Here is a 24127-nt window from a genome sequence, read left to right on the forward strand (position 1 = left end):
ATCTTTTTCGCTTATAATGTATATCTTTTTGCACGCGCGTATGTTATACTTAGGACTTGCATCGGACAATTTATCACAAAAAGGAAAATATAACACTCATGAATACAAATGACATCTGGCTGATCGCCGGTCTTGGCAACCCGGAAACAAAATACGACGGCACCCGCCACAATGCGGGCTATGCCGCGCTGGACTATCTGGCCGACAAGTGGGGCATTTCGGTCAGCAAAACCAAATTTGAAGGCCTGTGGGGTCAGGGCGAAGTGGACGGCCACAAGGTGGTGCTGCTCAAGCCCCTGACCTACATGAACCTTTCGGGCGACTCCATCGCCCCCACGGCGGGCTTTTTCAAGATCCCTGCCGACCACGTCATCGTTCTGTGCGACGATATCACCCAGAACCCCGGCAAGCTGCGCATCCGGCCCTCCGGCTCCGCAGGCGGACATAATGGCCTGAAGAGCATCATCGCCCGCTTGGGCGGGGAGAACTTTCCCCGCATCCGCATCGGCGTGGGTGCCAAGCCCCACCCGGACTACGACCTTGCCGCGTGGGTGCTGGGCAAGTTCCCGGCAGAGGATGCCAAGGCTCTGAGCGGCCGCTACCCTGATCTGGAAGCCGCCGCAAAGCTCATCATGGACGGCAAGCTGAGTCTGGCACAGAGCCGCTACAACGGGTAATCGGATGCTGTAAACGAGAGGAGGTCCACGATGTACGAATCCCTGCTGAAGCATACGGCAGAGTACCAGAAGATTTCTGCGAGCCTTGCCACGCCCGGCCCGGCGGCGCTGTTCGGTCTGCCGCCCGCAGGCCGTGCCCTGCTGTACGCCGCCATGCAGAAAGACCTTGGCCGGGTGCTGTGCATCGTGACCCCCGGCGAGGCCGAGGCCACCCACTTTGCGGACGACCTCAAGGCACTGGGGCTTGCCGCTGCGGTGTTCCCGCCCCGGGACTTTATGCTGCGCCCCGTGGAGGGCGCGGGCCGCGAGTATGAGTACCGCCGCCTTTCGGTGCTGGGCTCCCTTGCAGGCGGGCGGCTGAACGCGGTCTGCGTCCCGGCAGAGGCCCTGCTGCAATACACCGTCCCCCGCGTGGAGTTCCAGAAGAACACTCTTACCCTCAAACCCGGCATGGTGTACAACCGCGAGGGTCTTGTGGCCCGGCTGTTCGCCGCCGGGTATGTGCGGCGCAGTCAGGTGGACGGCCCGGGACAGTTCAGTGTGCGCGGCGATATCGTGGATATCTATGCGCCGGATATGCGCCAGCCTGCCCGCGTGGAGTACTGGGACGACGAGATCGATTCCATTTCTTCCTTCGACCTGCTCACCCAGCGGCGGGACAGCGCACTGGAAAAGATCTATCTTTCCCCTGCCCGCGAGGTGCTGTTCGGCGATACCGCCGAGACTGCCGAGGCCCTGCGTGCCGCCATCAAAAAGGCACGCGGCCGGCACCGCACCGCACTGGAAAAGGCCATGGAAGCCGACCTTGCTCAGCTGGACTCCGGCCTGATGCCGGAAGCCATGGATAAATACTACGGCCTGCGCTATCCGAGCCCGGCCACCCTGCTGGATCATCTGGACACACCGCTGTTCATTCTGGACGAGGTGGGCGGCATCCGGGATGCCCAGAAGGCCACCGAGTTCCGCCGCAGCGAAGAGCTGACCGGCCTGTTGGAAGAGGGTGTGCTCTGCCCCGGGCTGGATGTACTCTACCAGACCATGGACGACCTTGCCGCTGCCGCCCAGAAGCAGAGCACCCTGCTGTGCGAGAACTTCCTGCGCGGCATGAACGAATTTAAGCTGAAAGACCTCATCAACGCCGAGGCCTTTGCCGCCCCCAACTGGAACGGCGACCTTGTCTCCCTGCGAGAAGACCTTGACCCGCTCATTGCGCAGGGCTATGCCGTCACCCTGTTTTCCGGAACGCCCAAGGGTGCCGCCGCCCTCACCCGCGACCTTGCCGACAAGGGCTACTCCGTGAGCATGAGCCGGGATGTGCGGCCCACAAAAGGCATCGTACAGGTGCTGCCGGGCCATCTGACCGCTGGGTGCACCTTTCCGTTCGCCCGGATGGCGGTCATCTCGTCCCGGCGGCATGGTCTGGACGAAGCCGCCGAGACCAAAAAGCGCAAAAAGAACAAGAACGCCCTTTCCAGCCTTTCGGACATCAAGCCCGGGGACTATGTGGTGCACCAGAGCCACGGCATCGGCATGTATGCGGGCATCCAGCGGCTGGAAGTGCAGGGTGCCACGAAAGATTACCTGAAGGTGCAGTACTCCGGCTCGGATGTGCTGTATGTACCGGTGACCCAGCTGGACCTGCTGAGCCGCTACACCGCCCCCGGCGACGAGGAAAAGGTAAAGCTGGCAAAGCTGGGCGGTGCCGAGTGGCAGCGCACCCGCGCCAAGGTAAAAAAAGCCACCGAGGAAATGGCGCAGGAACTGATCGAGCTCTACGCCCGCCGCCGTCAGGCCACGGGCTACGCCTTCCCGCCGGACGGCGACTGGCAGCGGGACTTTGAGACCCGCTTTGACTACGACGAGACCGACGACCAGCTGAACGCCACCGCCGAGATCAAGCAGGACATGGAAAAGGGCTGGCCCATGGACCGCCTGCTGTGCGGCGACGTGGGCGTGGGCAAGACCGAAGTGGCCCTGCGCGCCGCCTTCAAGTGCGTGATGGGCGGCAAGCAGTGCGCCATCCTTGCCCCCACCACCCTGCTGGCGTGGCAGCACTACAACACCATCCTCTCCCGCATGGAAGCTTTTCCCGTAAAGGTGGAGATGATGTCCCGCTTCCGCACCGCAAAACAGCAGAAGGAGACCCTCCGGGGCCTACAGTCGGGCAGTGTGGACATCGTGGTGGGCACCCACCGGCTGCTGTCCAAGGACGTGAAGTTCCATGACCTCGGCCTTGTCATCATCGACGAGGAGCAGCGCTTCGGTGTGAAGCACAAAGAAAAGCTCAAGGAGAACTTCATCGGGGTGGACATGCTCACCCTGTCGGCTACCCCCATCCCCCGCACGCTGAACATGGCCATGAGCGGAATCCGGGACCTTTCCACCATCGAGCAGCCGCCCATCGAGCGGCAGCCCGTGGAGACCTTTGTGCTGGAATACAACGACGTGATCCTTGCCGAAGCCATGAAGAAGGAGCTTGCCCGGGGCGGGCAGGTGTACTACCTGCACAACCGGGTGGACAACATCGAAGCCTGCGCCGCCCATGTGAGCAAGCTGGTGCCCGGCGCACGCATCGGCATTGCTCACGGCAAGATGACCGAGGAAGAGTTGAACCCCGTGTGGCAGCATCTGCTGAACGGCGAGATCGATATTCTGGTGTGCACCACCCTTATCGAGACCGGCATCGATGTGCGCAACTGCAACACCCTCATCATCGAGGACGCTGACCGCATGGGCCTTGCCCAGCTGTACCAGATCAGAGGCCGGGTGGGCCGCTCCGGCCGCAAGGCCTATGCCTACTTCACCTTCCGGCGGGACAAGACCCTGACCGATATCGCCCAGAAGCGGCTCTCCGCTATCCGGGAGTTCACGGCCTTCGGCTCCGGCTTCCGCATCGCCATGCGGGATCTGCAGATCCGGGGTGCAGGCAGTCTTCTGGGTCACAGCCAGCACGGCCACATGGAGGCCGTGGGCTACGACCTCTACGTGAAGATGCTGGGGCAGGCCATCGCCCGGGCCAAGGGCGAACCTATCCGGCGGGACAAGAGCGAATGCCTTGTGGACCTGCGGGTGGATGCCTTCATCCCGGAGAAATATATCGCAGACGGCCCGGGCCGCATTGAAGCTTATAAGCGCATTGCCGCCATCCAGACGGCAGAGGATGCCGCCGATGTGCTGGACGAGCTCATCGACCGCTACGGAGACCCGCCGCCCTCGGTGAGCGATCTGGTGAACGTGTCGCTGGTACGCGTGCAGGCCAGCACTGTGGGCGTGACCGAAGTGACCCAGAAAAAGGACACCCTCACCCTGCAGCTGGAAAGTCTGGATCTGCCCATGATCCGGGGCCTGCTGGTAGCCTTCAACGGCCGCGTCACCGCCGGTGCAGGCAACCGGCCCTATCTCTCGGTCACGCTGCAGCCCGACGAAAAGCCGCTGGAGCTGCTGCAAAGCATCCTCAAGGCGATGGCAGAGATTTTAGGAACAAAATAACCCCCTCCGCGATGCCGGAGAGGTCGTAACACAAAACATCAGGAGCACACTTTTATGAAACACAAACTTCTTGCCCTTCTCTGCGCGGCGGCACTGGCCTTCGGTCTGGCCGGCTGCGTCCTTTCCACGCCGGACACGGTCGGCTCCATCGGCAATGTGGAGATCTCCTCCGGCCTCTATCTGCTGGCGCAGTACAACGCCTACCAGTCCGCCGCAAAGCTCGCTTCCTCCGACCAGGATTCCACCAACGTCAAGAGCTTCCTGAAGGAGACCATCACCACCGACGCGGACTCCGGCGAGAGCGCAGCCGTCAGCGACTATGTCGCCCAGAAGACCCAGGAGAATCTGGAGCTGTACGCCGCCGTCGAGACCCGCTTCGACGAGCTGGGCGGCCAGCTGACCGAAGCCGAGGAGGCTCAGGCCGACAGCTACGCTTCCCAGCTGATGGACCAGTATGGCGACACCTACAAGGCCAACGGCATCGGTCTGGAGACGCTGCAGCGCTTCGAGCGCATCCTGCTCAAGAGCACCGACCTGCTCGACCTCGTGTACGGCACCAACGGCGAGACCCCGGTTTCCGACGCCGACCTGGCCAGCCATCTGGAGAACAAGATGTACAAGCTGGCCTATTACAGCATCCCGCTCTACAACTCCAGCACTTATGCCTTCGCCGATGACGACCAGAAGGACACGATGCTCCGCCTGGCACAGGCTGCTGTGGACAGCTACAACGCCTCCGCTCCGGCAGATGCGGTCAGCCAGTTCACCGCCTTCAATGAGGTGTCCTCTGCGGCCCTGAGCGGCATTTACGCCGTGCTGGACTCCACCGTCCCCACCGACGGCACCGCCTCCCTGCAGACCGAGCTGCTGAGCAGCAGCACCCTCGACTCGGCGTTCTCCACCGAAGGCTCTGCAGACACCATCCGCAGCCTGTCCTTCGGTCAGGCCGCCGCCGTGCAGTATTCCTCCCTCTCCATGATGCTGGCCGTCCGTCTCGACCCGCTGGACGGGGCAGCGCTGGACGATGTCCGCGCACAAGTCCTGGCCGACCTGAAGAGCGATGAGCTGCAGGATGCGCTGGCTGCCTATGGTGCCTCCATGCAGCACAGCCTGGACAGCTCCGCCATGGGGAAGCTCCCGGCCCAGAAGATCGCGGCCGCAAGCTCGAACTGACCATCCCCTGAAACGAACAAAGGCGTCTGCACCCGGTCGATGCAGACGCCTTTGTTTTATGCTTTTCTACCGGCGGTGGTCACTTGCGATGACCGGCCCAGCCGTCCACGGCGCTCACGAGCGCCCGGCCGCGGCGGCCGAAGAGCCTGGGCAGCAGCATGCGGGCCATGGCCCACACACCGGCAAAGTTGTACAGGATGACCGCTGCGGTGACGAGTCCGGTCCACAGGCCGTAGAGCGGTACATCCGCCAGCAGGACAAAGGCTTCCGCCGCCAACACGCCGAAGTTGACCGCCACCCGCACCGGATGGATGGACATTCCGATCATGTGATGGGCATCCAGCGCACGGAGGGTGAACACCAGACCCAATCCCAGGAAGGACGCATAGGTAGCGCCCACAGGCCCCCACCACTTGATGAAGAAGTAGTTCATGATGCAGTTGCTCACAGCACCGGAGAGCATGGTCCACAGGCTGTGGCTGGATTTCTTGTTGACGACATACACGCTGTTCATGAACTGGTTGAAGCAGCTGCAGGTGGAAGCCAGCACAAGGAACGGCACAAAGTGCCATGCATAGTAGTAGTTGGACTTCATCACGTGCATCACCGGGCGGCACAGCCAGATGATACCGGCTGCGCAGCAGAACAGCACACTGGAATAGGTTCGGAAAATTTTGGTAAAGAACTTTGCGCGGCCCTCTTCCTCGGTCACAGCGGAAAGCTGCCATGCATCGTAGAAGATCAGGCCCAGCGTAGTAAGGATGGTGGGCAGGAAATAGCCGGTGGAAAGCAGACCGCTCCATGCATTGCCGTCGCGGCCGTCCAGACCGTTGCACATCTCACGCACAAAGAACAGGTCGGATGCGTTGATGATCCAGAAGCTGATCTGTGCCGGGATCATGGGCAGCGAGAAGCGCAGCATCTGCTTCCACAGATCCTTGTTGATGCCCTTCAGCTCCACATAGTTCCACAGCTTGCCGGTGAACATCAGGAACAGCACACTGGAAAGGTCGCCGCTGATGATGGCCAGCAGGTAGCCGTTGGCACCCCACTTGAAGCCCACCAGATACAGCACGTAGAAAGCCATAGTGGCTACGGTGCACAGCACGCCGTCCACGGCCACCAGCTTGTTCCACTGGCGGCTGCGCACGAACTGGGTGCACAGGGTGCGCAGGCAGCTCATGAGCACATAGATGTAAATGAGCAGGCCGTACTGTGCCATATCGGGCAGAAACTGCGCAATGGGCCAGCACAGCACCAGAATGCCAAAGCCGCCCAGAATGGTCAGCAGGCCGTTGGTGAACACCTGTTTTTCGCTGTTGCCCTTGTCCAGACCAAAGCGGATGATGGCGTTGGACATGCCCATGGACACGAACGGGATGAGCAGGTTCGCGTACTGGCTCAGGATCTTGGAAAGGCCCAGATCGGAGATCTCCGCCATTGCATAGGTCAGGAACGGCTGGACGATCAGGGTGAGCAGCTTTGACGAAAAACTTGAGATCGCAAAAATGATGGTATTTCCGGCCAGCTTGGAATACTTGTCGCCGCCGGAGCTTTTTTCGTTTGCCACGTTTTTCAACTCCTGTACTATCCGCCCCTGTGCGCAGGGCCCGCTTGTTCTGGAGCCCGCAGGGCGATTCTCTGATGCGTTCCCCCTCCACTCATACGAAACTGCGAGGGTTATTTCAGCAGCTCCCGCCGGGCCTTCCAGTCCGGGAGGATCTTTTCCACTTCCGCCCAGAACTTCGGGCTGTGATCCAGCACAAGAAAGTGGCAGTACTCATGCACTACCACATAGATCTGCGCCGCTTCGGGCATGTTGTAAAGTTCCAATGCCAGCGTGATCTGCCGCTTGCCCGGTGTGCAGACGCCCCAGCGGCTCGTCATGCTCCGCACCTTCAGGATGGGCTTGTGCCCGCCCAGCACTCCGGCAAAGGCCGGGTAGACCTTATCGCTCATGGCCGTAAAATAGGCCAGCGCCACGTCCTTTTCGGGCAGGGGCCGCCAGTAGGTGCGGGCCTCGCGGTCGGCCAGGTCCCTCTGCGCCTCCTGCACCCAGTCCCGATGCCGCAGCACAAAGCGGTCGGCCTCCTCCCACGAGGAGCGGAACGGGATGCTGACGGCCACGGTGCCGTCCGGATGCACCCGAATGTTCAGGTTCTTCACCTTCCGGCGGGTGGCCTTGTAGAGGATGCCGCCCGCCGTGCGCAGGGTCACTTCCGGCTTGCGCTTCGGCATTTCTGCCACTCCTCCACCGGCAGCTGAGCCAGCACCACGGCAGCAAAGATCAGCACGCAGCCAAAGACTTCCCGGGCAGAAAGGTTCTGGTGCAGCAGCAGCCAGCCGCCCAGCGCACTGAACACGCTTTCCAGACACATGATCAGGCTGGCAATGGCGGGGTTCAGCTCTTTCTGCCCCAGAATCTGCAGCGTATAGCCGACGCCGCTGGACAGCACACCGCAGTAGACGATGGGCAGCCAGTTGGTGCCGAACTCGGCGAGGGTGGGCGTCTCAAACAGGAAAGCGGCGGCGGTGCTCTCCACCGCCACCACAACGAACTGCACCAGACTCAGCCGCACGCCGTCCACCTGCGGGGAAAAGTGGTCCACCGCAATGATCTGGAAGCTGAACAGCACCGCACAGCTCAGCAGGACCCAGTCGCTGGATTCGATGCCGCCAAAGCCATTCTTCATGCAGAGCAGATACAGCCCGCCCACGGCGATGACCATGCTCAGCCAGAGCCGGGCACTGCCCCGCCGCCCCACGAACAGTCCGAACACCGGCACCATCACGACGTACATCGCCGTCAGGAACGCGGCCTTGGCCGTGGAAGGGTTCAGCGTGATGCCGATCTGCTGGGCCGCGCTGGCCGCAAACAGAAGGGTGCCGCACACAAAGCCCGCTGTTCCCAGCGTTTTGCGGTCGGCAGCGGTCTGCGGCCTGCCGGTGGGTTCGCCCCGGCGGCGGCGAAGGGCGTCAAAGGCGTAAACGGTGGGCAGGAGCACCAACACGGCCAGCCAGCTGCGCCCGGCCAGAAAGCTGTAGGCTCCCATGCCGGAACCGGCGCTCTGGGCCACAAAGGCCGTGCCCCAAATCAGGGCGCAGAGCATCAGCATCAGGGAATGCCGAGTCTGTGTATTCATCCGCCGATCCCCTCCACCTTCAGCAGGCCGTACAGGTAGTACTTGCTGGAGTCATAGGAGATGGTCAGCCGGTAGCTGGCGTTGGGGTCCAGATTGCCGATGTCGCAGTGGTAGTTCTGGCCGTCGGTGACGAAGTAATAGGTGGTGTTGTCCACATACTGTGCGCCGCCATCGACCTTCTTCCACAGCGAGATCTTGAACTTCTGCACACCCTCCGCCGTGCCGCAGCCGTAGACGGAGAGCAGCCCGTTCGGCGCGGTGAAGTAATCGGTCTGGCGGCTCCAGATGCCGTTGAAGACAATGTTCAGCGAGCCGTTGGCCACAGCCGTGGCGTATTTGGCGGAGGTGTCGGCGATGCCCTCGATCATCAGCGGGTCGCTGCTGGGGGCCGCCCACTGGGTGGTGTCCTCCTCCTGTACCTCGTCCGACGCGCCGGTCAGCTTGTGGGCGATGGACGTCAGTGTGCTTTTGCAGCCGGTGAGCATCAGCGCAGCCAGAAGCAGCGCCAGCGCAAAGGCAAAGATCCGTTTTGTTTTCTTCATGGTTTTTTATCCTCAAAAATCGCAGAAAAGTGTACTTTTGCAAGGCATGATACAGATATAGTATACCGCATTTTTTTCCTGCATACAAGACACTTCAGCGCGTTTCCCCATTCTGTGCTGTCAGGGCCGCGCATTCGGCGGCGGCAAGGTCGTTCCGGGCCGGGCCGAAGAGCGAATCGTACCGGTAGAGCGCCCAGCCCTGCGCGCCCCGGCTGCGCAGATCGGCCGTCTGCCGGGCCAGCGCGGAACCGGTGGCCCACTGGCTCGTGCTGTCGGCGTTGGCCCCGCCGTCCCCCACGCCGATGCGGTAGGCCCCCAGCCCGAAATACAGCGCCACATCCCCGGCGCGGGCCATGCCCAGCCACGCGGGCACGATGTTCTCAAAGGCAAAGCGGGTGCTGCCGCTCTGCAGCGTGTAGCCATAGCCCCAGTAGATCTGCGGGCAGAGATAATCCACCACGGCGTCGGCCCCGCTGGCCGTCAGCCAGGTGTAGATGTCGCTGTACTGGGTGGCAAGATCGTTCTCCGGATTCCCCTGCGGACTGATGCCAAAGCGCAGCGTCGGGTCTGCTGCCTTCACGGCATCGTGCGCAGCCTTGACCAGGCTCGTCACGTTCTGCTGCCGCCAGGATGCCAGATCCTTCTCACCGCTGGCCGCAAACTGCGCCGCGTCGAGAGAGGCTTCGGTCGTAGGGTAAAAATAATCGTCAAAGTGGATGCCGTCCACCGCGTAGTTTTGCAAAAGCTCGGCCACGCCCTGCACCACATACGCGGCGGCCTCCGGGATGGCCGGATTCAGGTAGACCCCCTCGCCCACCGTGCAGCACCACTCCGGATGGGTGTGCATCAGATTCGTCTCCCCAATGCTGGGCGGCATGGCCGCAGAGCTTTTCAGCCGGTATGGGTTGATCCAGGCTTCCAGCGAAAGCCCCCGCGCGTGTGCCTCGGTGATGAGCACATCCAGCGGGTCAAAACCGGGGTCCTGCCCCTGCACGCCGGTGCACAGGTGGCTCCACGGGAACAGCTGGCTTTTGTAAAGTGCATCCCCGAAGGGCCGCACCTGCGCAAGCACCGTGTTCAGCCCCAGAGCGGCGCAGTTGTCCATCAGCGCGACGATGTCCGCCCGGAACGCTGCCTCGGACGAAAAATCCATCCGCGCCCATTCCAGATAGCTCACCCATACGGCCCGCCACTCACCGGAGGGCAGGGCCGGGTTCGGCGTCTCATCCGGCTGCAGCACTGCGGGCGGGTCTATTTTTTCTACGTTCCGGACAGAACGGTACAGAAAATACGCTCCGGCGGCACAGCCCAGCCCCGCCAGGAACCGTCGGCGGCCGATCTTTTTCTTCCTGCGCGGTGCGCGCCGCTGCGGGCTCATGCGTCCTCCTGCATCTTATACAGGCTCAGCGCTGCCCAGCCCCGGGCGCAGGCCAGCAGCACCCAGAGCAGGTTCGCCCAGAAGCTCAGGCCCGCCATGCCGCCGTAGACCGTCAGCAGAACAAAGAGCAGGTGGAGCACCTCTGCCGCGCCCACCAGCTGCAGCTGCCGCTGAATGGGTCTGCCCTTCTGGTATTCGTAGCCCAGCAGGCCGGGCCAGACCAGCGCCGAGCAGATGTATGCCGCCCAGCCCCGGCCCATGTAGCTGAGCATCAGCACCACAAAGAGGCCGAAGTAATTGCGCTTGTCTTTGGCTGGGCTACCTTTTTCCGCCGCCAGAAACAGCAGGGTGATGCCGGTGATGCAGAATGCCGCCATCTCCAAAAAGGAGAAGTCCATGCCGCCCAGCACGGCAAAGCCGCCCAGCATGGACATTGCCGCTGCCGCCAGCAGGAAAAAGTACCAGGTCTTGTGGGTGAATTTCAGTTTCATTGTGAGCCTCCCCGCCCATGAGACGGCATGGGCGACCGCAAATTTTAGAATTTTTCCAATATTATAACACAATTTCCTGCGGGTTGTGTTACAATAAGAAAAACTCTGATCAAAAAAGCCATTCAGGAGGGCTCCATGAACGCTGTCATTTCCATCATCCTGCTGGCGGTGGCGCTGGGCGCCATCGTTCTGCTGCTCACCCGGCGCGAGAATAACCGCCGCAGCCAGTACGGCCCCGCCGGCCTTTCGGAGTTCCGCACCGACCTGCCGCTGGACGAGTGCTTCGACCGGCTGGACGAGCACAGGGATGCCGACGAGTTCGTGTACGAGTGCCGCCGGGAAAAGGACGGCGGCTTTCTGCTGCATCTCACCCTGCACCAGCCCACCCAGCAGCCGCTGGACACCCTGTATACCCTCCGACTGGACCCCGGTCGTCAGACCGTAGTGACCCTGATCTTCATCCGCGAAGCCTTTGGCTACAAGGAGCCGCTGTTCCCGCAGGAAATGCTGGACACCTTTATGATGCAGAAGCTCCAGGCCCACCGCACAAAATAATTTTGTCCGAAAACGCTTTTCATTTTCGCATTTTTTTGCTATACTATCTGTTGCGCCCTGCTTTTTCGCCGGGTGCCTCTGCGGGCTAGTAGCTCAGTTGGTCAGAGCTGGCGGCTCATAACCGCTTGGTCCCGGGTTCAAGTCCTGGCTGGCCCACCAAAAAAGCACGAAGGTTCCGGCCTTCGTGCTTCTTTTTTGCTCATTCATACAGTTCTTTGCTCATCTGGCTGCGAATCTCTTTGCGCCGCTTGTCATAGACCTGCGTGTAGATTGCAAGGGTCGTGCTGGGCTGAGCGCGTCCGGCTTCTCCCCCATTGCGGCAGATCCTGCTTTCTGCCGCAAATTGCATCAGATCCCGCCGTTTGCTCAATGAGTATTTCCCGCCGTCCCGTTATACTGGGAGGGAAATGGAATTAAACGATGGAGGAACAGATCATGAAATACGGTGTCATCGATGTGGGTGGCGGCCTGCGGGGCATTTACGGCGCTGGCGTGCTGGACCGCTGCCTGGAGGAGGACCTCCGCTTCGATCTCTGCATCGGCGTTTCGGCGGGCAGCGCCAATATGACGTCCTATCTGGCAGGCCAGCATGGGCGGAACAAGCCCTTTTACGATGAATACTCCTTCCGCAGGGAGTACATGAGCGTGCACAACCTCATCCGCAATCACTCCTATCTCGATCTGGGCTATGTCTACGGCACCCTCAGCAATGCAGGCGGCGAGAATCCGCTGGATTACGCGGCGCTTGCCCGCAGCCCGGCAGAGCTCTGCGTGGTGGCCGCTAATGCACAGAACGGCGAGGCGCAGTATTTCACCAAGGCAGACCTCCACCCGGACGACTACCGCGTCCTCATGGCGTCCTGCTGCATCCCGGTCATCGACCAGCCCTGCGTCATCGACGGCGTGCCTTATTTTGATGGCGGCCTGGCCGACCCCGTCCCGCTGGAATGGGCCTTTGCCCACGGCTGCGACCGGGTGGCTCTCATCCTGACCAAGCCCATCGGGCTGGTGAGTAGTGATGCCCGGGACGAGCATCTGGCACACCTGCTGCAGTCGCATTACCCCGCTGCAGCCGAGGGGCTGCGCCGCCGGGCATGGCGGTACAACACGGCTGTCCAGCGGGCGCGGGAGCTGGAGCGACAGGGCCTTGTCTGCATCATCGCTCCGGACAGCACCGAGGGAATGTCCACCCTGACCAAGAACCGCGCCTGCCTTGAAAAAATGTACGCCAAAGGCAAACAGGACGCCGAAGCGCTGGTGCGGTGGATGCAAAACACCAAACAAGATGAATCGGTGGGCACCTAGAGATGAACCCCGTTCACTTTCCTTGACAATATCCGCCCCGGACATTATAAGATGATGTGTACATACAGACAACGGAGCCTGGAGCGGTATCGCTCTGGGCTTTTTGCATTTTGTTGTTTTGCTGCGGACAGATAGAGGGGGTCCGCAGCAGAGGATAGGAAACATCAGTCGGCCCGCCGCAGCGGAAACGTGTCCGCCGGGCAGGGCAAAAATGGAAAAGGGGCGTTTCAGAATGTACGATCGGAAATGTGATGTGGATATCCGCCTGCTGGGCTGCGCTTTGGTGCTGCTGGTAACGGCACTGCTCACCATCCATACCGGCCTTGCCAAAAAGGCTGTGACCGCAGCGGCCGATCCTGCGCCTGCCGCCGTCGTCAGCACGCAGGACACCCGTCTGTCCGAGGATGCGGGCAGCGTTCGGTATGGGTGTGTTCATGTGGAAAACCTCCTTCCCGATTTCTGTAAAAGAAAAAGCTCACCTTCAATTTTAGAAAGTGAGCCATGTAAAGCCAAAATGGTAACAGTAAGTGTCGAGTTTCGTACCCAGAAATTCTTGGGTACGGTTCTGGGTACAAAGAGCCGTTTTAGAGACAAAAAGATACCAAAAGTTACGTCAAAGTACACAAAGGCACTTTTATGGAATTATCAAATAGCCATAAAATTTCACAAGAAAAACGGGATTTCAAAATTAGCGACGTTCTCATAACGGGGGTATCGCATGTTCAAGTCCTGCCTGGCCCACCAAAAAAGCACGAAGGTTTCGGCCTTCGTGCTTTTCTTTTTCCCATCAGAACTTATCCTTATACAGTTCTCTTCGGCGGCTGAATCAGTGCACAAAGTTCTTCCTGCGTGTAAACGTCCTTGATGGTTTCTTGTGCCTTTACCATCTTGATTTTGAACGGTGCTATTTCGTCCTGCTCCATGCACCAGTAAAGGAACACTTTCACCGAACGGATATAGTGGTTGACGCTGTTTGCGGTCATTCCGCTATCCGTCAAAATGATGATTTTTGATCCATGACTTGGTGGCGATCTGAGTGACCACAAAGGTAAATTTGATACACGGAAAGAAGAATGCCCACTCGTCTGAGGAGTTCTCAGGGGAGTGGGCATTTCTGCGCAAGCGGTTAATATAATTTCGATTATGATAATTCAAATTATATTAAGACGTTCCATGGGCTGTAACAGCTTCACCGCTTGGTTTTCAAAAACCACCTGTTGATAGCGGTGTTACTTCTTCACAAATTGGTATACGCCATATTCTGGTGACGTCACCAATCCATGCTTGATAAGATTCTTGATAATAGAGGATGCACGAGATTTCTGAACGCCATATAGCTGTGCAACGTTTATGCTGCGGAACTGATATTGATACCGATATCTCTTGAAAAGTTCAAGCGTCCGCTCTTTTGTACTTGCAGTTAGTCTCGTGTCATTCAGCCTTTCGCAAAGTTCACTCACTTCGGCATCCGTACTCATTCCGTGGAGCACTGTAGAAGTTTCCGCACTTTCCGCACCACTTGCCACACTTTCCATACTGATCTGTGCCGGAGTCGCTACACTTCTATTCGGCAGCGTAACGATAAAGAAATCCGAATCTGAGTAGAAAGTCGGCTTCTGGGCTACTTCCACATGAAGCTCTAAGTCCTAATATAGTTCAAGCGTATTATACCGGTTTTTATCAGTACATTCCACTACTTTATGCAGTCACATGGGTGGCATTCTCTTTCACCGAATTGATCGTATCCATCAGTTCACTCCCTGTTTTGCCATCAAACAGGCGGGTAAACAGAATGGGCTGGTCAAAGGGTGGTTTCATCAGCACCGCTTTGCTTTCCACATAACCGTTCTGCTCGATGTAATGAATGATCTTCTGCACGAACGCGATCTGCTTCGCATTCAGCGATTCGTCGTTGATGAACTTGGAAAATGCCTGCATGGCAGCATCGTGGTCCAGCTTTGCCACTTTACGCACCAGCAGACCAAAGGGTGTATCCCGAAACTCCCGTGCATAATCCTCTTTGCTGCCCAGCTCACAGGTGAAGATATGTTCCAGCTCGGTATAGTCGCCCCGGGAAAGCGGAATGTTCTGGGTCAGCTTGTGGATGGCCAGCGTATCGCTGCGGTGCTCCATGATGTAGCGGTTCACACGTTCCCGGTACTCGCCGAAATCATAGCCGGAATCCAGCGTTTTGCCCTCGGTCTGTTCCAGTACCGGGTCGGCAAGGGCCGTGTAGACAGGCTTTTGCCCCTCTACACCGTCCACCAGAAACTTGATGAGTTCCCGCAGTTCCTGCCGCATTTCCTCAAAGCGGAGCAAATCATGCGAGGTCAAAAATTCGTCTGTCTGCACCTCCCGGATGAGCGGCAGCTTTGCCTGCACCTGTGGGATGGTAGCTTTCCCTTCCAGCATTGCCGCCGTGCTGCGCAGCTGTTTCTGGGCGCGGCCCAGCCCCGGCAGACCTTCCAGTTCACAGAGCAGCAAGCCATACACAAAGTTATCGAACCGCTTGGCGGCCTCGTCCTTATCGTCCAGCGAGATGAGCGGTGCCACCTCTTTCATCAGAGTACCCTTGTCCGTTTCAGTCAGGCTGACAAAGGCTTCCGGCTTTTGATAGTGTTCCACGGCCTGTCGGTGCAGCCGCACGGATACCAGCTCCGGGTTCAGCGCTCCCACTTCGGCACGGCAGGTCTCTGTTAAAATCTTGCGCCAGTTCTGGTAGTTTTCGTCCCCATAGGCTCCATCCTGCAGCGCGGCGGCAATGCGCACCTGCTTGCAGAAAATGCTCTCGGACAGGCTTTTGGTGTCCGCGCTCTCGTAGCCGTTGGGTTTCTGACGGAAAAATTCAAAGTTGCCGCAGTAGTCGAAGATCAGAAAACGCCGTTTGCCCGTATATTCGCCGTCGATGGCATCCACGCAGGCAAGGGATGGGCACAGCCGCGTACCACGGCCGATCATCTGCCAGAACTTCGTTTTGCTGCGCACTTTTTTGAAGAACACCAGATTCGCGCACTCCGGCACATCGATGCCCGTGTCCATCATATCCACCGAGACCGCAATAAACGGCGGCTTGTCCGGCTGCTTGAAGTCGTCAATGATGGACTGTGCATAGGCATCATCGCAGACCACCCGCTGGATGAATCCCGGGTACTGGGTCTCCAGCTGCGGGTAGAGCTTGCCAAAGCGTTCCCGGATAAACTCCGCGTGGCGCTTGTTCTGGGCAAAGATGATGGTTTTGCCGATGCGGTCGCCGCCCGCCGTCTGGATGCCGCGTTCCATCAGGTCTTGCAGCACCGTGTCCACGGTGTTGGCGTTGAAGATGAACTTGTTCAGCTTTTCGGACGGGATGAAGGTGGGCAGGGTGTCGTCCTCGGCAAAATCGTCCTCGTAGCGGGCCTTATCCTCCGGTGAAAGCTGGTCGTAGTGGATGCCCTCTTCGGTGAATTTCGTCTTGACCTCGTAGTTGTAGTAAGGCACCAGCACATGGTCGGTGTAGACCGCCGTGTCGTAATCGTAGGCGTAGGTGGGGATGCCGTGCTCCATCTCGAAAAAGTCGTAGGTGTTGCGGTCCACATCGGTTTTCGGGGTGGCGGTCAGACCCACCAGAATCGCATCGAAATAATCAAAAATGGCGCGGTATTTTTTGAAAATGCTGCGGTGGCTCTCGTCCACAATGATGAGGTCAAAGTGGGCGGGCGAAAACAGCGGCACGCCGTCCTTGGTCTTGGCGTTGTCGATGGCGTTGAGCATGGTGGGATAGGTGGAAAACACGATGCGCGCGGCCTTATCGTCCTTAGAGGAGCACAGGTTGCACAGCGACTGGTCCGGCAGATACTTCTTGAAGTCGTCCTTTGCCTGCTTGACCAGCGCAGTGCGGTCCGCCAGAAAAAGCACGTTGGTCACATGACCGCCCCGGCTCAGCACATCGGTCAGGCTGGATGCGGTGCGGGTCTTGCCTGTGCCCGTTGCCATGACCAGCAGATTGCGCCGGAAGCCCTGCGTAATATGGGCGCAGACTGCCCGGATGGCGTTTTTCTGATAGTAGCGGTCGGTGATTTTATCGTCAATTTCGATGGTGTCCAGCGGCTTTTTCTCGGTGCGGCGGTTCATCAGCTTCTGCAAGTCGTCCTTGCAGAACACCCCGCTCACGGCACGCTGCGGGCCGCTCTGCTCATCCCAGAAATAGGTGGTGTAGCCGTTGGTGGTAAACAGCATCGGACGGCGGCCAAACTTCTGCTCCAGACAGTCTGCATAAAGCTGAGCCTGCTTGCGCCCGATGTTGGGGTCTTTGGTGCTGCGCTTGGCTTCAATGACCGCCAGCGGCAAGCCGTCCTTGCCCATCAGCACATAGTCCGCATAGCCCTTCTGCCCCAGCACGCCGTTCATATTGTCCACTTCGTACTCGGTGCGCACATCGGCGTCCGGCCCGGTGAATTTCCAGCCCATGGCCTTGAGGTCGATGTCGATGATCTTCCGCCGCGTCTCGGCCTCGGTCAGGTCGGCGGCGGTGAAACTGCGGCTCTGCTGGTTCTGCTGTTTGCTGGCCGTGTATGCCGCCGAAAGACTCTCCACCTGCTTGCGCAAGGCTTCCAGTTCGGCATCCTTCTGGGACAGCAGGCTTTCCTGCTCCCGGATCTTCTTTTCGTCCAGTGTTACCTTTTCACCAGGGATGGCTGTTTCATCAAAGGAGCGCTCCACATAGTCCGTGCCATAGCAGTAATCCACCCACTGGATGAAATCGAACAGCCCCCGCAGGCTGAACACTGCATCCGCCGCTGACACACTATGCCCCGTATGTACCGCCAGATTGCCCGCCTTCACGATGCTGGGCAGCACGCTCCACACATTGCGGTCCACCGCAAACCGGAAACTCGGCTCGTGCAGCAGGGATTGCAGGTTGTCCTTGTAGGGCATCGTGATGGTTTTGTCTGCCGCATACACCCACTTCACCGCCAGCTCCAACGCCTTCCGACACCCCACCGCGCACATCGCCGGGGAGGTGGAGAACACTTTCTCGGCCTCGATGGCAGAATTAGCGAAGAGGGAGTATTCGGGGCGGGTGGAGAGATAGGAGAAGTTGGACATGGGGAGGGCTCCTTTCTATTTTACATCTGTGATCTTATACTCATCGAAATACTGCTGTAGCGTTTTTGTACTTTGACAAGTATAAAATTCACCAGTCGAATCTTTTGCATAAAAAACCAGCTTTTGGCTTTCATCCAACAGATTTCCTTTTTTTAGGTTGGCTAGGAAAACAGATTTTTCTAGCGGGCAAGACAGGCCTTGCTCAATATCCAGTTCGTATGGAAATATTATCGGACGACCAAAAGGTTCTGACGGCTGTATAATACGTTCGCGTAGTCCATCCTCATCTTTTCCAAGGACTCCAAAATGTTCTATGTATACTTTTCTGTTTCCAACATTTACAACATTAATTTCAAAATATTGGTTCTTCTTTACTGTTCCGCATCTGCCAATTGGTATGTAAGTCATATCTTCGGTAAACCCAATTTTCAGCTTCTTTTTATTCTGATATCGAGTCTGCCATAATGCAACTATTACAGCTGCTGTTGTTGCGATAGCACTCGCTGCTTGCCAGAACATTTCCCAACTAAATCCATTTTGTACCACTACTATACCTCAAATCAATTATTGTATTGCATACTTCGAATCCATAATATTAGGAATTTCCTGCCACGAAATCGGATGGTAATCTTCTAAGTCCCATAAGCCCATAGGGACAATTCCCATATTAGGGATGCCGTTTGTTTCTTGTGAAAGAGTTTTCAAATTTTCATTTTTTAAAATCGCATGGTCAATATCAGGCGATATTACAAAATTTTCGGTGTAGGCAAAAACAAGATAGGATATATACTGTAACTTCTGCTTTTCGGGCAACCTTAAAAACTCGTTCCGGAAATTTCGATATCTTTTTTCATATTTTTCGCAATAGAAAATCATTACAACCGTTTCTTTTTCGAGAGGGAAGATACAAAGATTCATATCTTCCAAATGGTAATTCTTATCAAGACTGTGAACGTTGTTTACTAAAAATCCATTTATTGTTTCTCGAAGCGGGATTAAGGTTTGGCACGCAATCGGCATCTTATACGAATATTTTTTCCAATAGAGCAACTTGTATTTTGCGGGTTGTAAATTATACACGGTTCGTAAAGCTCTTTCGAATTCGATTGTGTAGTCCCTGATATCATCCTCTTGAATTTCAACTAATGGTCCTCGATCGAAATTCTCAAGTTCACCTTCTACAATTTCATAAAAAGGCTGCTCATACCGTCGTTTTGATAACATCAGCAAAGTGTTTTTTAATTCTATTTCAGCCATCATTTTGTTAGAAGGTCGTTGACGAATATTTGAAACATCCTCGTATTCTGAAAAAATTTTACTATCGCATTCTCTACATATAAACTGAAATGTACATGAATTCTTTGTTCCCTTTTTAGCATCAAACACCCGATTTTCAATCAAGAAATCGTCGGCTGCAATACTCGGAAATTGTAAAAGCTGGCCATTCACCGAAATGTTGTTCAGAATAAATTGCGGAATAGAATGCGAATTGCAAAAGCTTGTTTGTTCTTTTCCGCAAATCGGACAAACCGTTAATCTTGATTTTTCTCTGCTTTGCTTTGCAACCTGACTATGGAATTTTTTGAATTCTAAAGGGTTCATAAATTCACCTCAGCGATTTTCCATTTGTCCGGCCTTGTTAAAAATCGTCCACACCGCAGCATACGCTTCTGCTCCAACCAGTTCTTTTAGCAGTTGCTCCCGAAGCTCAGGTTTCAGCTTTTGAATCGAGTTCTTTGCCTTGATCGCATCAAACTTTGCATTATTGTAGTCTCTTTCTTCTTCAAAAGTCATCATCGTATGCTCCTTTCGTGGTAAAATGTTCTGTTTAACGTTATTATACCGCTAAAATCCTCTGTTGCACACCCTTTTATCTGAAATTTGGGGCATTTTATATACAAACTCCTTCCGTCTGCTCACTTTGTTCGCATCCACCTCCCTCAAGGAGGGAGGCTTTTCGGGACAGCAGCGTTAAAGGCTCCCTCTCCGAGGGAGCTGTCACCGAAGGTGACGGAAGGAGTTCATCCGCTCTTTCACTGCCAAATCAATCGCCGTACAAACGCCCTGAAAATTCTGCTTGATTTCCAGATTGGAGAATCGAATCACGTTCAGCCCATATTGTTCCAGAATTGCAGTCCGCTCCTTATCCCGTTCGATGCCCTGCTCTTCATAGTGCTGGGAACCGTCCAATTCCACGATCAGTTTTGCGGCATGGCAATAGAAGTCTGCAATAAAGTGGTCGATGGCCTTTTGCCGCTGAAACCGCACGGGATAGCTGCGCAGAAAATCGTACCAGAGATGATTTTCCTGTTTGGTTGCGCCCTTGCGCAGTTCTTTTGCACGCGGGATCAATTTGTTCTGATAAGGTAAAGACATAAAATCATTTCCTTGTTGTTGGGACGCCTGCTGAACAAACTCCCTTCGTCTGCTCGCTTTGCTCGCATCCACCTCCCTCTAGGAGGGAGGCTTTTCGGCACCACCACATCAAAGGCTCCCTCTCTGAGGGGGCTGTCGCCGTCAGGCGGCTGAGGGAGTTACCCAAAATATTCCTGCATCAGTGCTTTTTTCATCAGTTCCAGTTTCTCAAGGCTTTGCTGTATAGTCTGCTTCTGCTGGTCTACACGCTCCACAAAGGTGGCAAACTGATTTTGAAGGGCAAGAGGTGGCCAACAGAATAGCATTGCATTCAGCTTTGCCTGATTTAATTTAGGCTGTGCTGTTCCTGTAATATATTCACTAATATCTATTAACGAAAAATAGATTTCAATAAATTTTTGCGTTGCAAAATCATGAAACCTCACAACGTGAGCATGGTTGTTGACCCACGACTTACCAGATACCGAAAACGCTATTGGTGCAGAACGCATTAACAAATTGGCGCCATCTTCTGATACTAAAAGAATGTCTTCATCGAAAATATAATCGTTTATCCAATCGACAATGCCGGAAGCCCCATAATATGGATATATACCATCTTTTCGGTCACTTTCTGCAACTGGAACTCGTTTTGAATCCAAGTTCTCACTTATAGAATCAAACCGAACTCGTTTCCAGCCCATCGGGTTACTCATTGGCTCCCCAAACATCTCCACAAACCGTGCCTTTATCAGCTCGTCCAGTTTGGCAATTTGCTGCTTGCGAAGAAGCAACAACTCATCAATTTTGCTCAAATTTCGTGTAATTCTGGTTTGCTGCTCTAGTGATGGAAGTTTGAATTCTATGGTTTTCAAGTATCCTGCTGATAAATTGGGTTGTGCTCCACCAACAGCATCTTTTATAAATTTATCTTTTTGGCTTTCCAGAAACGCATATAAATATTCCGGAAGAGTATCTTCTCTCGGAGAAAACGCAGCGCAAGCCTGATTTGTTGCGGCATCAATTTTCAAAATAGATGTTGCGCCAATAGTTGCTCCATACATTGCCAAAAGCACTGTGTTTTTCAAATATATCCGTGCAGAACTATTTTCAAGGCCCAATTGGCTTATTTTTTCATCCGTTTCAAATAAATATTTGTCCTTTAAATCTCCGGTTTTAACCCATGGGATAGTTCCATCTTCATAATATTCCGAATGGTTTCTCGATGGAGTTCCTCCAGAAGTGATTTTATATAATTCTCCCAACTTCGCCATCACACCATCTCCTCCAACTCTGCCAGACCCTTGGTGATCTCCATTTCCAGCTCATGCAGGTCGGCCAGAATTTCCGTGGTCGATGGATACTCCACCGGCACATACTCCGTCTCTTTGTACTTATTGATAGACAAATCGTACCCATTGGCGGCAATTTCCGCTTTGGGCACAAAGAAGCTCTGCTCGGTGCGCTTGCGGTCAGTTTCGGCGTCGAGGTTATGGAACCGGGCGATGATGTCCGGGATGTCGTTTTCCTTCACCTCGGTGCGCTTGTCGTCCAGCGAGAGGCCGTCGGCTTTCATATCGTAGAACCACACCCTGTCAGTGCCGCCCGCGCCGGTCTTGGTAAACACCAGCACCGCCGTAGACACACCTGCGTAGGGCTTGAACACGCCGGAGGGCATGGAGATGACCGCCCGCAGCTGGTGGTTTTCAATCAGTTCTTTTCGGATGCTCTGGTGCGCCTTGCTGGAACCGAACAGCACGCCGTCCGGCACAATGCAGGCGCAGCGTCCGCCGGTTTTGAGCATCCGCAGGAAGAGCGCAAGGAAAAGCAATTCTGTCTTTTTGGTGTTTGTGACGGCCTTCAGGTCGTCGTTGATGCTCTCGGCATCCACAGTGCCCTTGAACGGCGGGTTTGCAAGGCAGACGGTATACTTGCTACAAATGGAGTTTTGCTTCGACACGCTGTCCTTGTAGTCGATCTCCGGGTTCGTGATGGAGTGGAGCATCAGGTTCATGGCCGAAATGCGCAGCATGGTGCGGTCCGTGTCAAAGCCGGTGAACATCGGGCCGGCAAAATGCTGCCACTGCTCCGGGGTCATGCTGTCCTCGTAGTGGGCGCGGAGGTACTGTGCACTGGACACCAGAAAGCCCGCCGTGCCGCAGGCGGGGTCGCAGATGAAGTCGTCCGGCGTGGGTTGCACCAGCTCCACCATCATGTCGCGGATGTGTTTGGGCGTGCGGAACTGGCCGTTCTGCCCTGCGGTTGCCAGCTTGCCCAGCATATACTCGTACAGGTCGCCCTGCATATCAAGGTCGGCAATGTCGTGGGTGTAAAGATCCTCCAGCCCGGTGATGATCTTTTGCAGCATCTGCGGCGTGGGGATCAGGAACATGGCATCGTCCATGTACCGCGCAAAGGCGGTGTTGCCCTCATCCGGGCGGGTGGGGTCGTCTACAATCTCCACCAGCTCGCCGTTTGCGTCAAAGTCCGGCAGACGGCCATACTTCATCTTTTTGATGGCCGGGAACACCCGCTGCTGCATGGTCAGGAAAATTTCGCGGGAGTCCTTGTCCTTGAAGCGGCTCCACCGCATGGACTGCCCTGCCGCGCTGGCCGGGAAGATGTGCTCCATCTTTTCGCCTGCCATGTTTTCAAAATCTTCGGTGGCAAGCTCTTTCTCGTCCAGTGACCGGATGAACATGAGATATGTCAGCTGTTCAATGACGGTCAGCGGATTGGTGATGCCGCCTGCCCAAATGTCCGTCCAGATTTTGTCTACCTTATTTTTAATGGCTCCTGTTACCATGCGTTCCTCCTGAATGTTTGCCAATTGCAAACGCTTTGTATCTTGAATTTTTGGTGATAATATCACAATTTTATTATAGCAGTGTACGATTATATTTTCAATGTAGAGCGTTTAGCAAACGTGCTTTCTTGATTGCAAGGCAAAAAGTTAGTGGAACGTTAAAACAGCAATTTGCGATATGCAATTCAACGCTGTTGCATACGCACCCGGAGTTCACCCGCATCGTGTTCCATGGTCTGCGGCATTCCAGCGCCACCTACCAACTGATGATCTCCGGCGGTGATGTGAAAACCGTGCAGAGACCGTGCAACTGGCGTACAAAAAGAAAATCCCACGAGGAATCTTACGATTCTTCGTGGGATTTTGGTGCGCTCGAGGGAACTCGAATCCCTGGCCCTCTGATTAAAAGAATCCAAGGCGCATCATTCGTCAAATTTCAAAAGTTCGAAGAAACGTTGTTTTTATCGTATCATCGCAAAACGTTCCTTTGCACACACCGCATTATTTGCATACAGTGTAATGCTTTGCAACCGTTATTCAGCTATTCAGGTGTGCAAAAAGTGTGCAAAAATGTGCAGACGGGCAAAACAAAGCCCAATGGACAAATCAACCACCGGTTTTATGGCAGGGTTTAGGACATCCGAACAGACACCGTTTGATATAGAAATGAGGTTCACCATGAACAAACTGCTTTCCTGCCGCTTCAATATGGACACCAACCGGGTGGAAGCCCGGTTCGAGGATGGCACCACTCTTGCCATCGACTGCATCGCCGTGGAGGACGAGTATGGCAACACCCCGGCACAGCGGGCAGAGCTGGACTGGCTTCTGTGGAACAAGCCATTGGAGTATGCACAGCTTGTGCTGGGTGGTGAGATAGAGCATTATCTGTCGCTTGGCTGCGACCATGGCAGACTGGAAGATTGATTACTTCGAAAGGCCATTGCCATTTGAGTACCAATTGAATATACTATAAACAGGAGAGCGGACGTCACTCCGCTGGTGTGGCTGACACCTAAAATCCGATCTGATGCAAGACGTAAGGGCTTGAGGCTGGCGGGCAGCGATAAAACCCGAAAGCGATGCAGGACATAGGAGCCTGAGGTTGGCGGACAACGATAAAATCAG

The 24127-nt window shown here is 55.8% G+C and carries 23 protein-coding genes and 1 tRNA gene; 8 read left to right on the top strand and 16 right to left on the bottom strand.

Features of this window, described 5'->3' with window-relative positions; genetic code table 11:
* Positions 1–98: 98 nt before the first annotated feature.
* The 3 genes from pth to ACNQFG_RS01150 are packed head-to-tail and all read left to right on the top strand — an operon-like array spanning position 99 to position 5339.
* Entirely contained in the window at positions 99–677 is a 579-nt protein-coding gene (gene pth / locus ACNQFG_RS01140) for an aminoacyl-tRNA hydrolase (protein WP_423405698.1), read from the top strand.
* Positions 678–707: 30 nt separating this feature from the next.
* Entirely contained in the window at positions 708–4166 is a 3459-nt protein-coding gene (gene mfd / locus ACNQFG_RS01145; protein WP_423405699.1) for a transcription-repair coupling factor, read from the top strand.
* 54 nt (positions 4167–4220) lie between these two features.
* Complete coding sequence (locus tag ACNQFG_RS01150) at positions 4221–5339, top strand: foldase (RefSeq protein WP_423405700.1); 1119 nt, start codon at positions 4221–4223, stop codon at positions 5337–5339.
* Between the two features lie 79 nt (positions 5340–5418).
* Here ACNQFG_RS01150 and ACNQFG_RS01155 read toward each other — a convergent pair whose 3' ends face one another.
* The 6 genes from ACNQFG_RS01155 to ACNQFG_RS01180 form a co-directional block, all read right to left on the bottom strand.
* Complete coding sequence (locus ACNQFG_RS01155; RefSeq protein ID WP_423405701.1) at positions 5419–6909, bottom strand: lipopolysaccharide biosynthesis protein; 1491 nt, start codon at positions 6907–6909, stop codon at positions 5419–5421.
* A gap of 110 nt (positions 6910–7019) precedes the next feature.
* A complete protein-coding gene (locus tag ACNQFG_RS01160) occupies positions 7020–7577 on the bottom strand; it encodes a M48 family metallopeptidase (protein ID WP_423405702.1) in 558 nt (185 codons plus the stop codon).
* On the bottom strand, positions 7553–8482 hold the full coding sequence (locus ACNQFG_RS01165; protein ID WP_423405703.1) for a DMT family transporter: 930 nt from the start codon (positions 8480–8482) through the stop codon (positions 7553–7555). Before ACNQFG_RS01165 ends, ACNQFG_RS01160 begins: the two co-directional genes overlap by 25 nt.
* Positions 8479–9024 carry a hypothetical protein gene (locus ACNQFG_RS01170; RefSeq protein ID WP_097791546.1) on the bottom strand — a complete coding sequence of 182 codons (546 nt, stop codon included), beginning with the start codon at positions 9022–9024 and terminating at the stop codon, positions 8479–8481. Before ACNQFG_RS01170 ends, ACNQFG_RS01165 begins: the two co-directional genes overlap by 4 nt.
* A gap of 94 nt (positions 9025–9118) precedes the next feature.
* The gene (locus tag ACNQFG_RS01175; RefSeq protein WP_423405704.1) at positions 9119–10402 is read right to left on the bottom strand and encodes a glycoside hydrolase family 10 protein; all 1284 of its coding nucleotides are present in this window, start codon (positions 10400–10402) and stop codon (positions 9119–9121) included.
* Positions 10399–10893 carry a conjugal transfer protein TraD gene (locus ACNQFG_RS01180; protein WP_423405705.1) on the bottom strand — a complete coding sequence of 165 codons (495 nt, stop codon included), beginning with the start codon at positions 10891–10893 and terminating at the stop codon, positions 10399–10401. Before ACNQFG_RS01180 ends, ACNQFG_RS01175 begins: the two co-directional genes overlap by 4 nt.
* Positions 10894–11028: 135 nt before the next feature.
* On the opposite strand from ACNQFG_RS01180, the gene ACNQFG_RS01185 reads away from it, so the two are divergent.
* Entirely contained in the window at positions 11029–11448 is a 420-nt protein-coding gene (locus ACNQFG_RS01185) for a hypothetical protein (protein WP_423405706.1), read from the top strand.
* Positions 11449–11530: 82 nt separating this feature from the next.
* Positions 11531–11607: transfer RNA gene (locus ACNQFG_RS01190), tRNA-Ile, on the top strand.
* A gap of 40 nt (positions 11608–11647) precedes the next feature.
* On the opposite strand, the gene ACNQFG_RS01195 is transcribed toward ACNQFG_RS01190, so the two are convergent.
* Positions 11648–11818: a hypothetical protein gene (locus ACNQFG_RS01195; protein WP_423405707.1), complete on the bottom strand. Its 171-nt coding sequence runs from the start codon at positions 11816–11818 to the stop codon at positions 11648–11650.
* Between the two features lie 65 nt (positions 11819–11883).
* On the opposite strand from ACNQFG_RS01195, the gene ACNQFG_RS01200 reads away from it, so the two are divergent.
* Together ACNQFG_RS01200 and ACNQFG_RS01205 are read left to right on the top strand one after the other, a co-directional pair.
* The gene (locus ACNQFG_RS01200; RefSeq protein WP_423405708.1) at positions 11884–12753 is read left to right on the top strand and encodes a patatin family protein; all 870 of its coding nucleotides are present in this window, start codon (positions 11884–11886) and stop codon (positions 12751–12753) included.
* A 232-nt stretch (positions 12754–12985) separates the two neighbouring features.
* Positions 12986–13459, top strand: coding sequence for a hypothetical protein (locus ACNQFG_RS01205; RefSeq protein ID WP_423405709.1), 474 nt, complete (start codon positions 12986–12988; stop codon positions 13457–13459).
* Between the two features lie 94 nt (positions 13460–13553).
* Here the strand turns inward: ACNQFG_RS01205 and ACNQFG_RS01210 are convergent, their stop codons facing one another.
* The 9 genes from ACNQFG_RS01210 to ACNQFG_RS01250 form a co-directional block, all read right to left on the bottom strand.
* Entirely contained in the window at positions 13554–13736 is a 183-nt protein-coding gene (locus ACNQFG_RS01210) for a hypothetical protein (RefSeq protein ID WP_423405710.1), read from the bottom strand.
* Positions 13737–13982: 246 nt separating this feature from the next.
* A complete protein-coding gene (locus ACNQFG_RS01215) occupies positions 13983–14288 on the bottom strand; it encodes a hypothetical protein (RefSeq protein WP_423405711.1) in 306 nt (101 codons plus the stop codon).
* Between the two features lie 163 nt (positions 14289–14451).
* The gene (locus tag ACNQFG_RS01220; RefSeq protein WP_423405712.1) at positions 14452–17838 is read right to left on the bottom strand and encodes a DEAD/DEAH box helicase family protein; all 3387 of its coding nucleotides are present in this window, start codon (positions 17836–17838) and stop codon (positions 14452–14454) included.
* Positions 17839–17853: 15 nt separating this feature from the next.
* Positions 17854–18384, bottom strand: a complete 531-nt coding sequence (locus tag ACNQFG_RS01225) for a hypothetical protein (RefSeq protein ID WP_423405713.1) — start codon at positions 18382–18384, stop codon at positions 17854–17856.
* A gap of 18 nt (positions 18385–18402) precedes the next feature.
* Positions 18403–19440 carry a hypothetical protein gene (locus ACNQFG_RS01230; protein WP_423405714.1) on the bottom strand — a complete coding sequence of 346 codons (1038 nt, stop codon included), beginning with the start codon at positions 19438–19440 and terminating at the stop codon, positions 18403–18405.
* Positions 19441–19449: 9 nt separating this feature from the next.
* On the bottom strand, positions 19450–19635 hold the full coding sequence (locus ACNQFG_RS01235) for a hypothetical protein (protein WP_423405715.1): 186 nt from the start codon (positions 19633–19635) through the stop codon (positions 19450–19452).
* Between the two features lie 201 nt (positions 19636–19836).
* Entirely contained in the window at positions 19837–20286 is a 450-nt protein-coding gene (locus ACNQFG_RS01240; protein WP_423405716.1) for an endonuclease domain-containing protein, read from the bottom strand.
* An 86-nt stretch (positions 20287–20372) separates the two neighbouring features.
* Entirely contained in the window at positions 20373–21467 is a 1095-nt protein-coding gene (locus ACNQFG_RS01245; RefSeq protein WP_423405717.1) for a restriction endonuclease subunit S, read from the bottom strand.
* The gene (locus ACNQFG_RS01250; protein WP_423406532.1) at positions 21467–22999 is read right to left on the bottom strand and encodes a type I restriction-modification system subunit M; all 1533 of its coding nucleotides are present in this window, start codon (positions 22997–22999) and stop codon (positions 21467–21469) included. Before ACNQFG_RS01250 ends, ACNQFG_RS01245 begins: the two co-directional genes overlap by 1 nt.
* 678 nt (positions 23000–23677) lie before the next feature.
* On the opposite strand from ACNQFG_RS01250, the gene ACNQFG_RS01255 reads away from it, so the two are divergent.
* The gene (locus tag ACNQFG_RS01255; RefSeq protein ID WP_423405718.1) at positions 23678–23926 is read left to right on the top strand and encodes a DUF6061 family protein; all 249 of its coding nucleotides are present in this window, start codon (positions 23678–23680) and stop codon (positions 23924–23926) included.
* Positions 23927–24127 lie beyond the last annotated feature (201 nt).

It is taken from the genome of Faecalibacterium prausnitzii (assembly GCF_049532945.1).
GTDB lineage: Bacteria > Bacillota > Clostridia > Oscillospirales > Ruminococcaceae > Faecalibacterium > Faecalibacterium prausnitzii_N.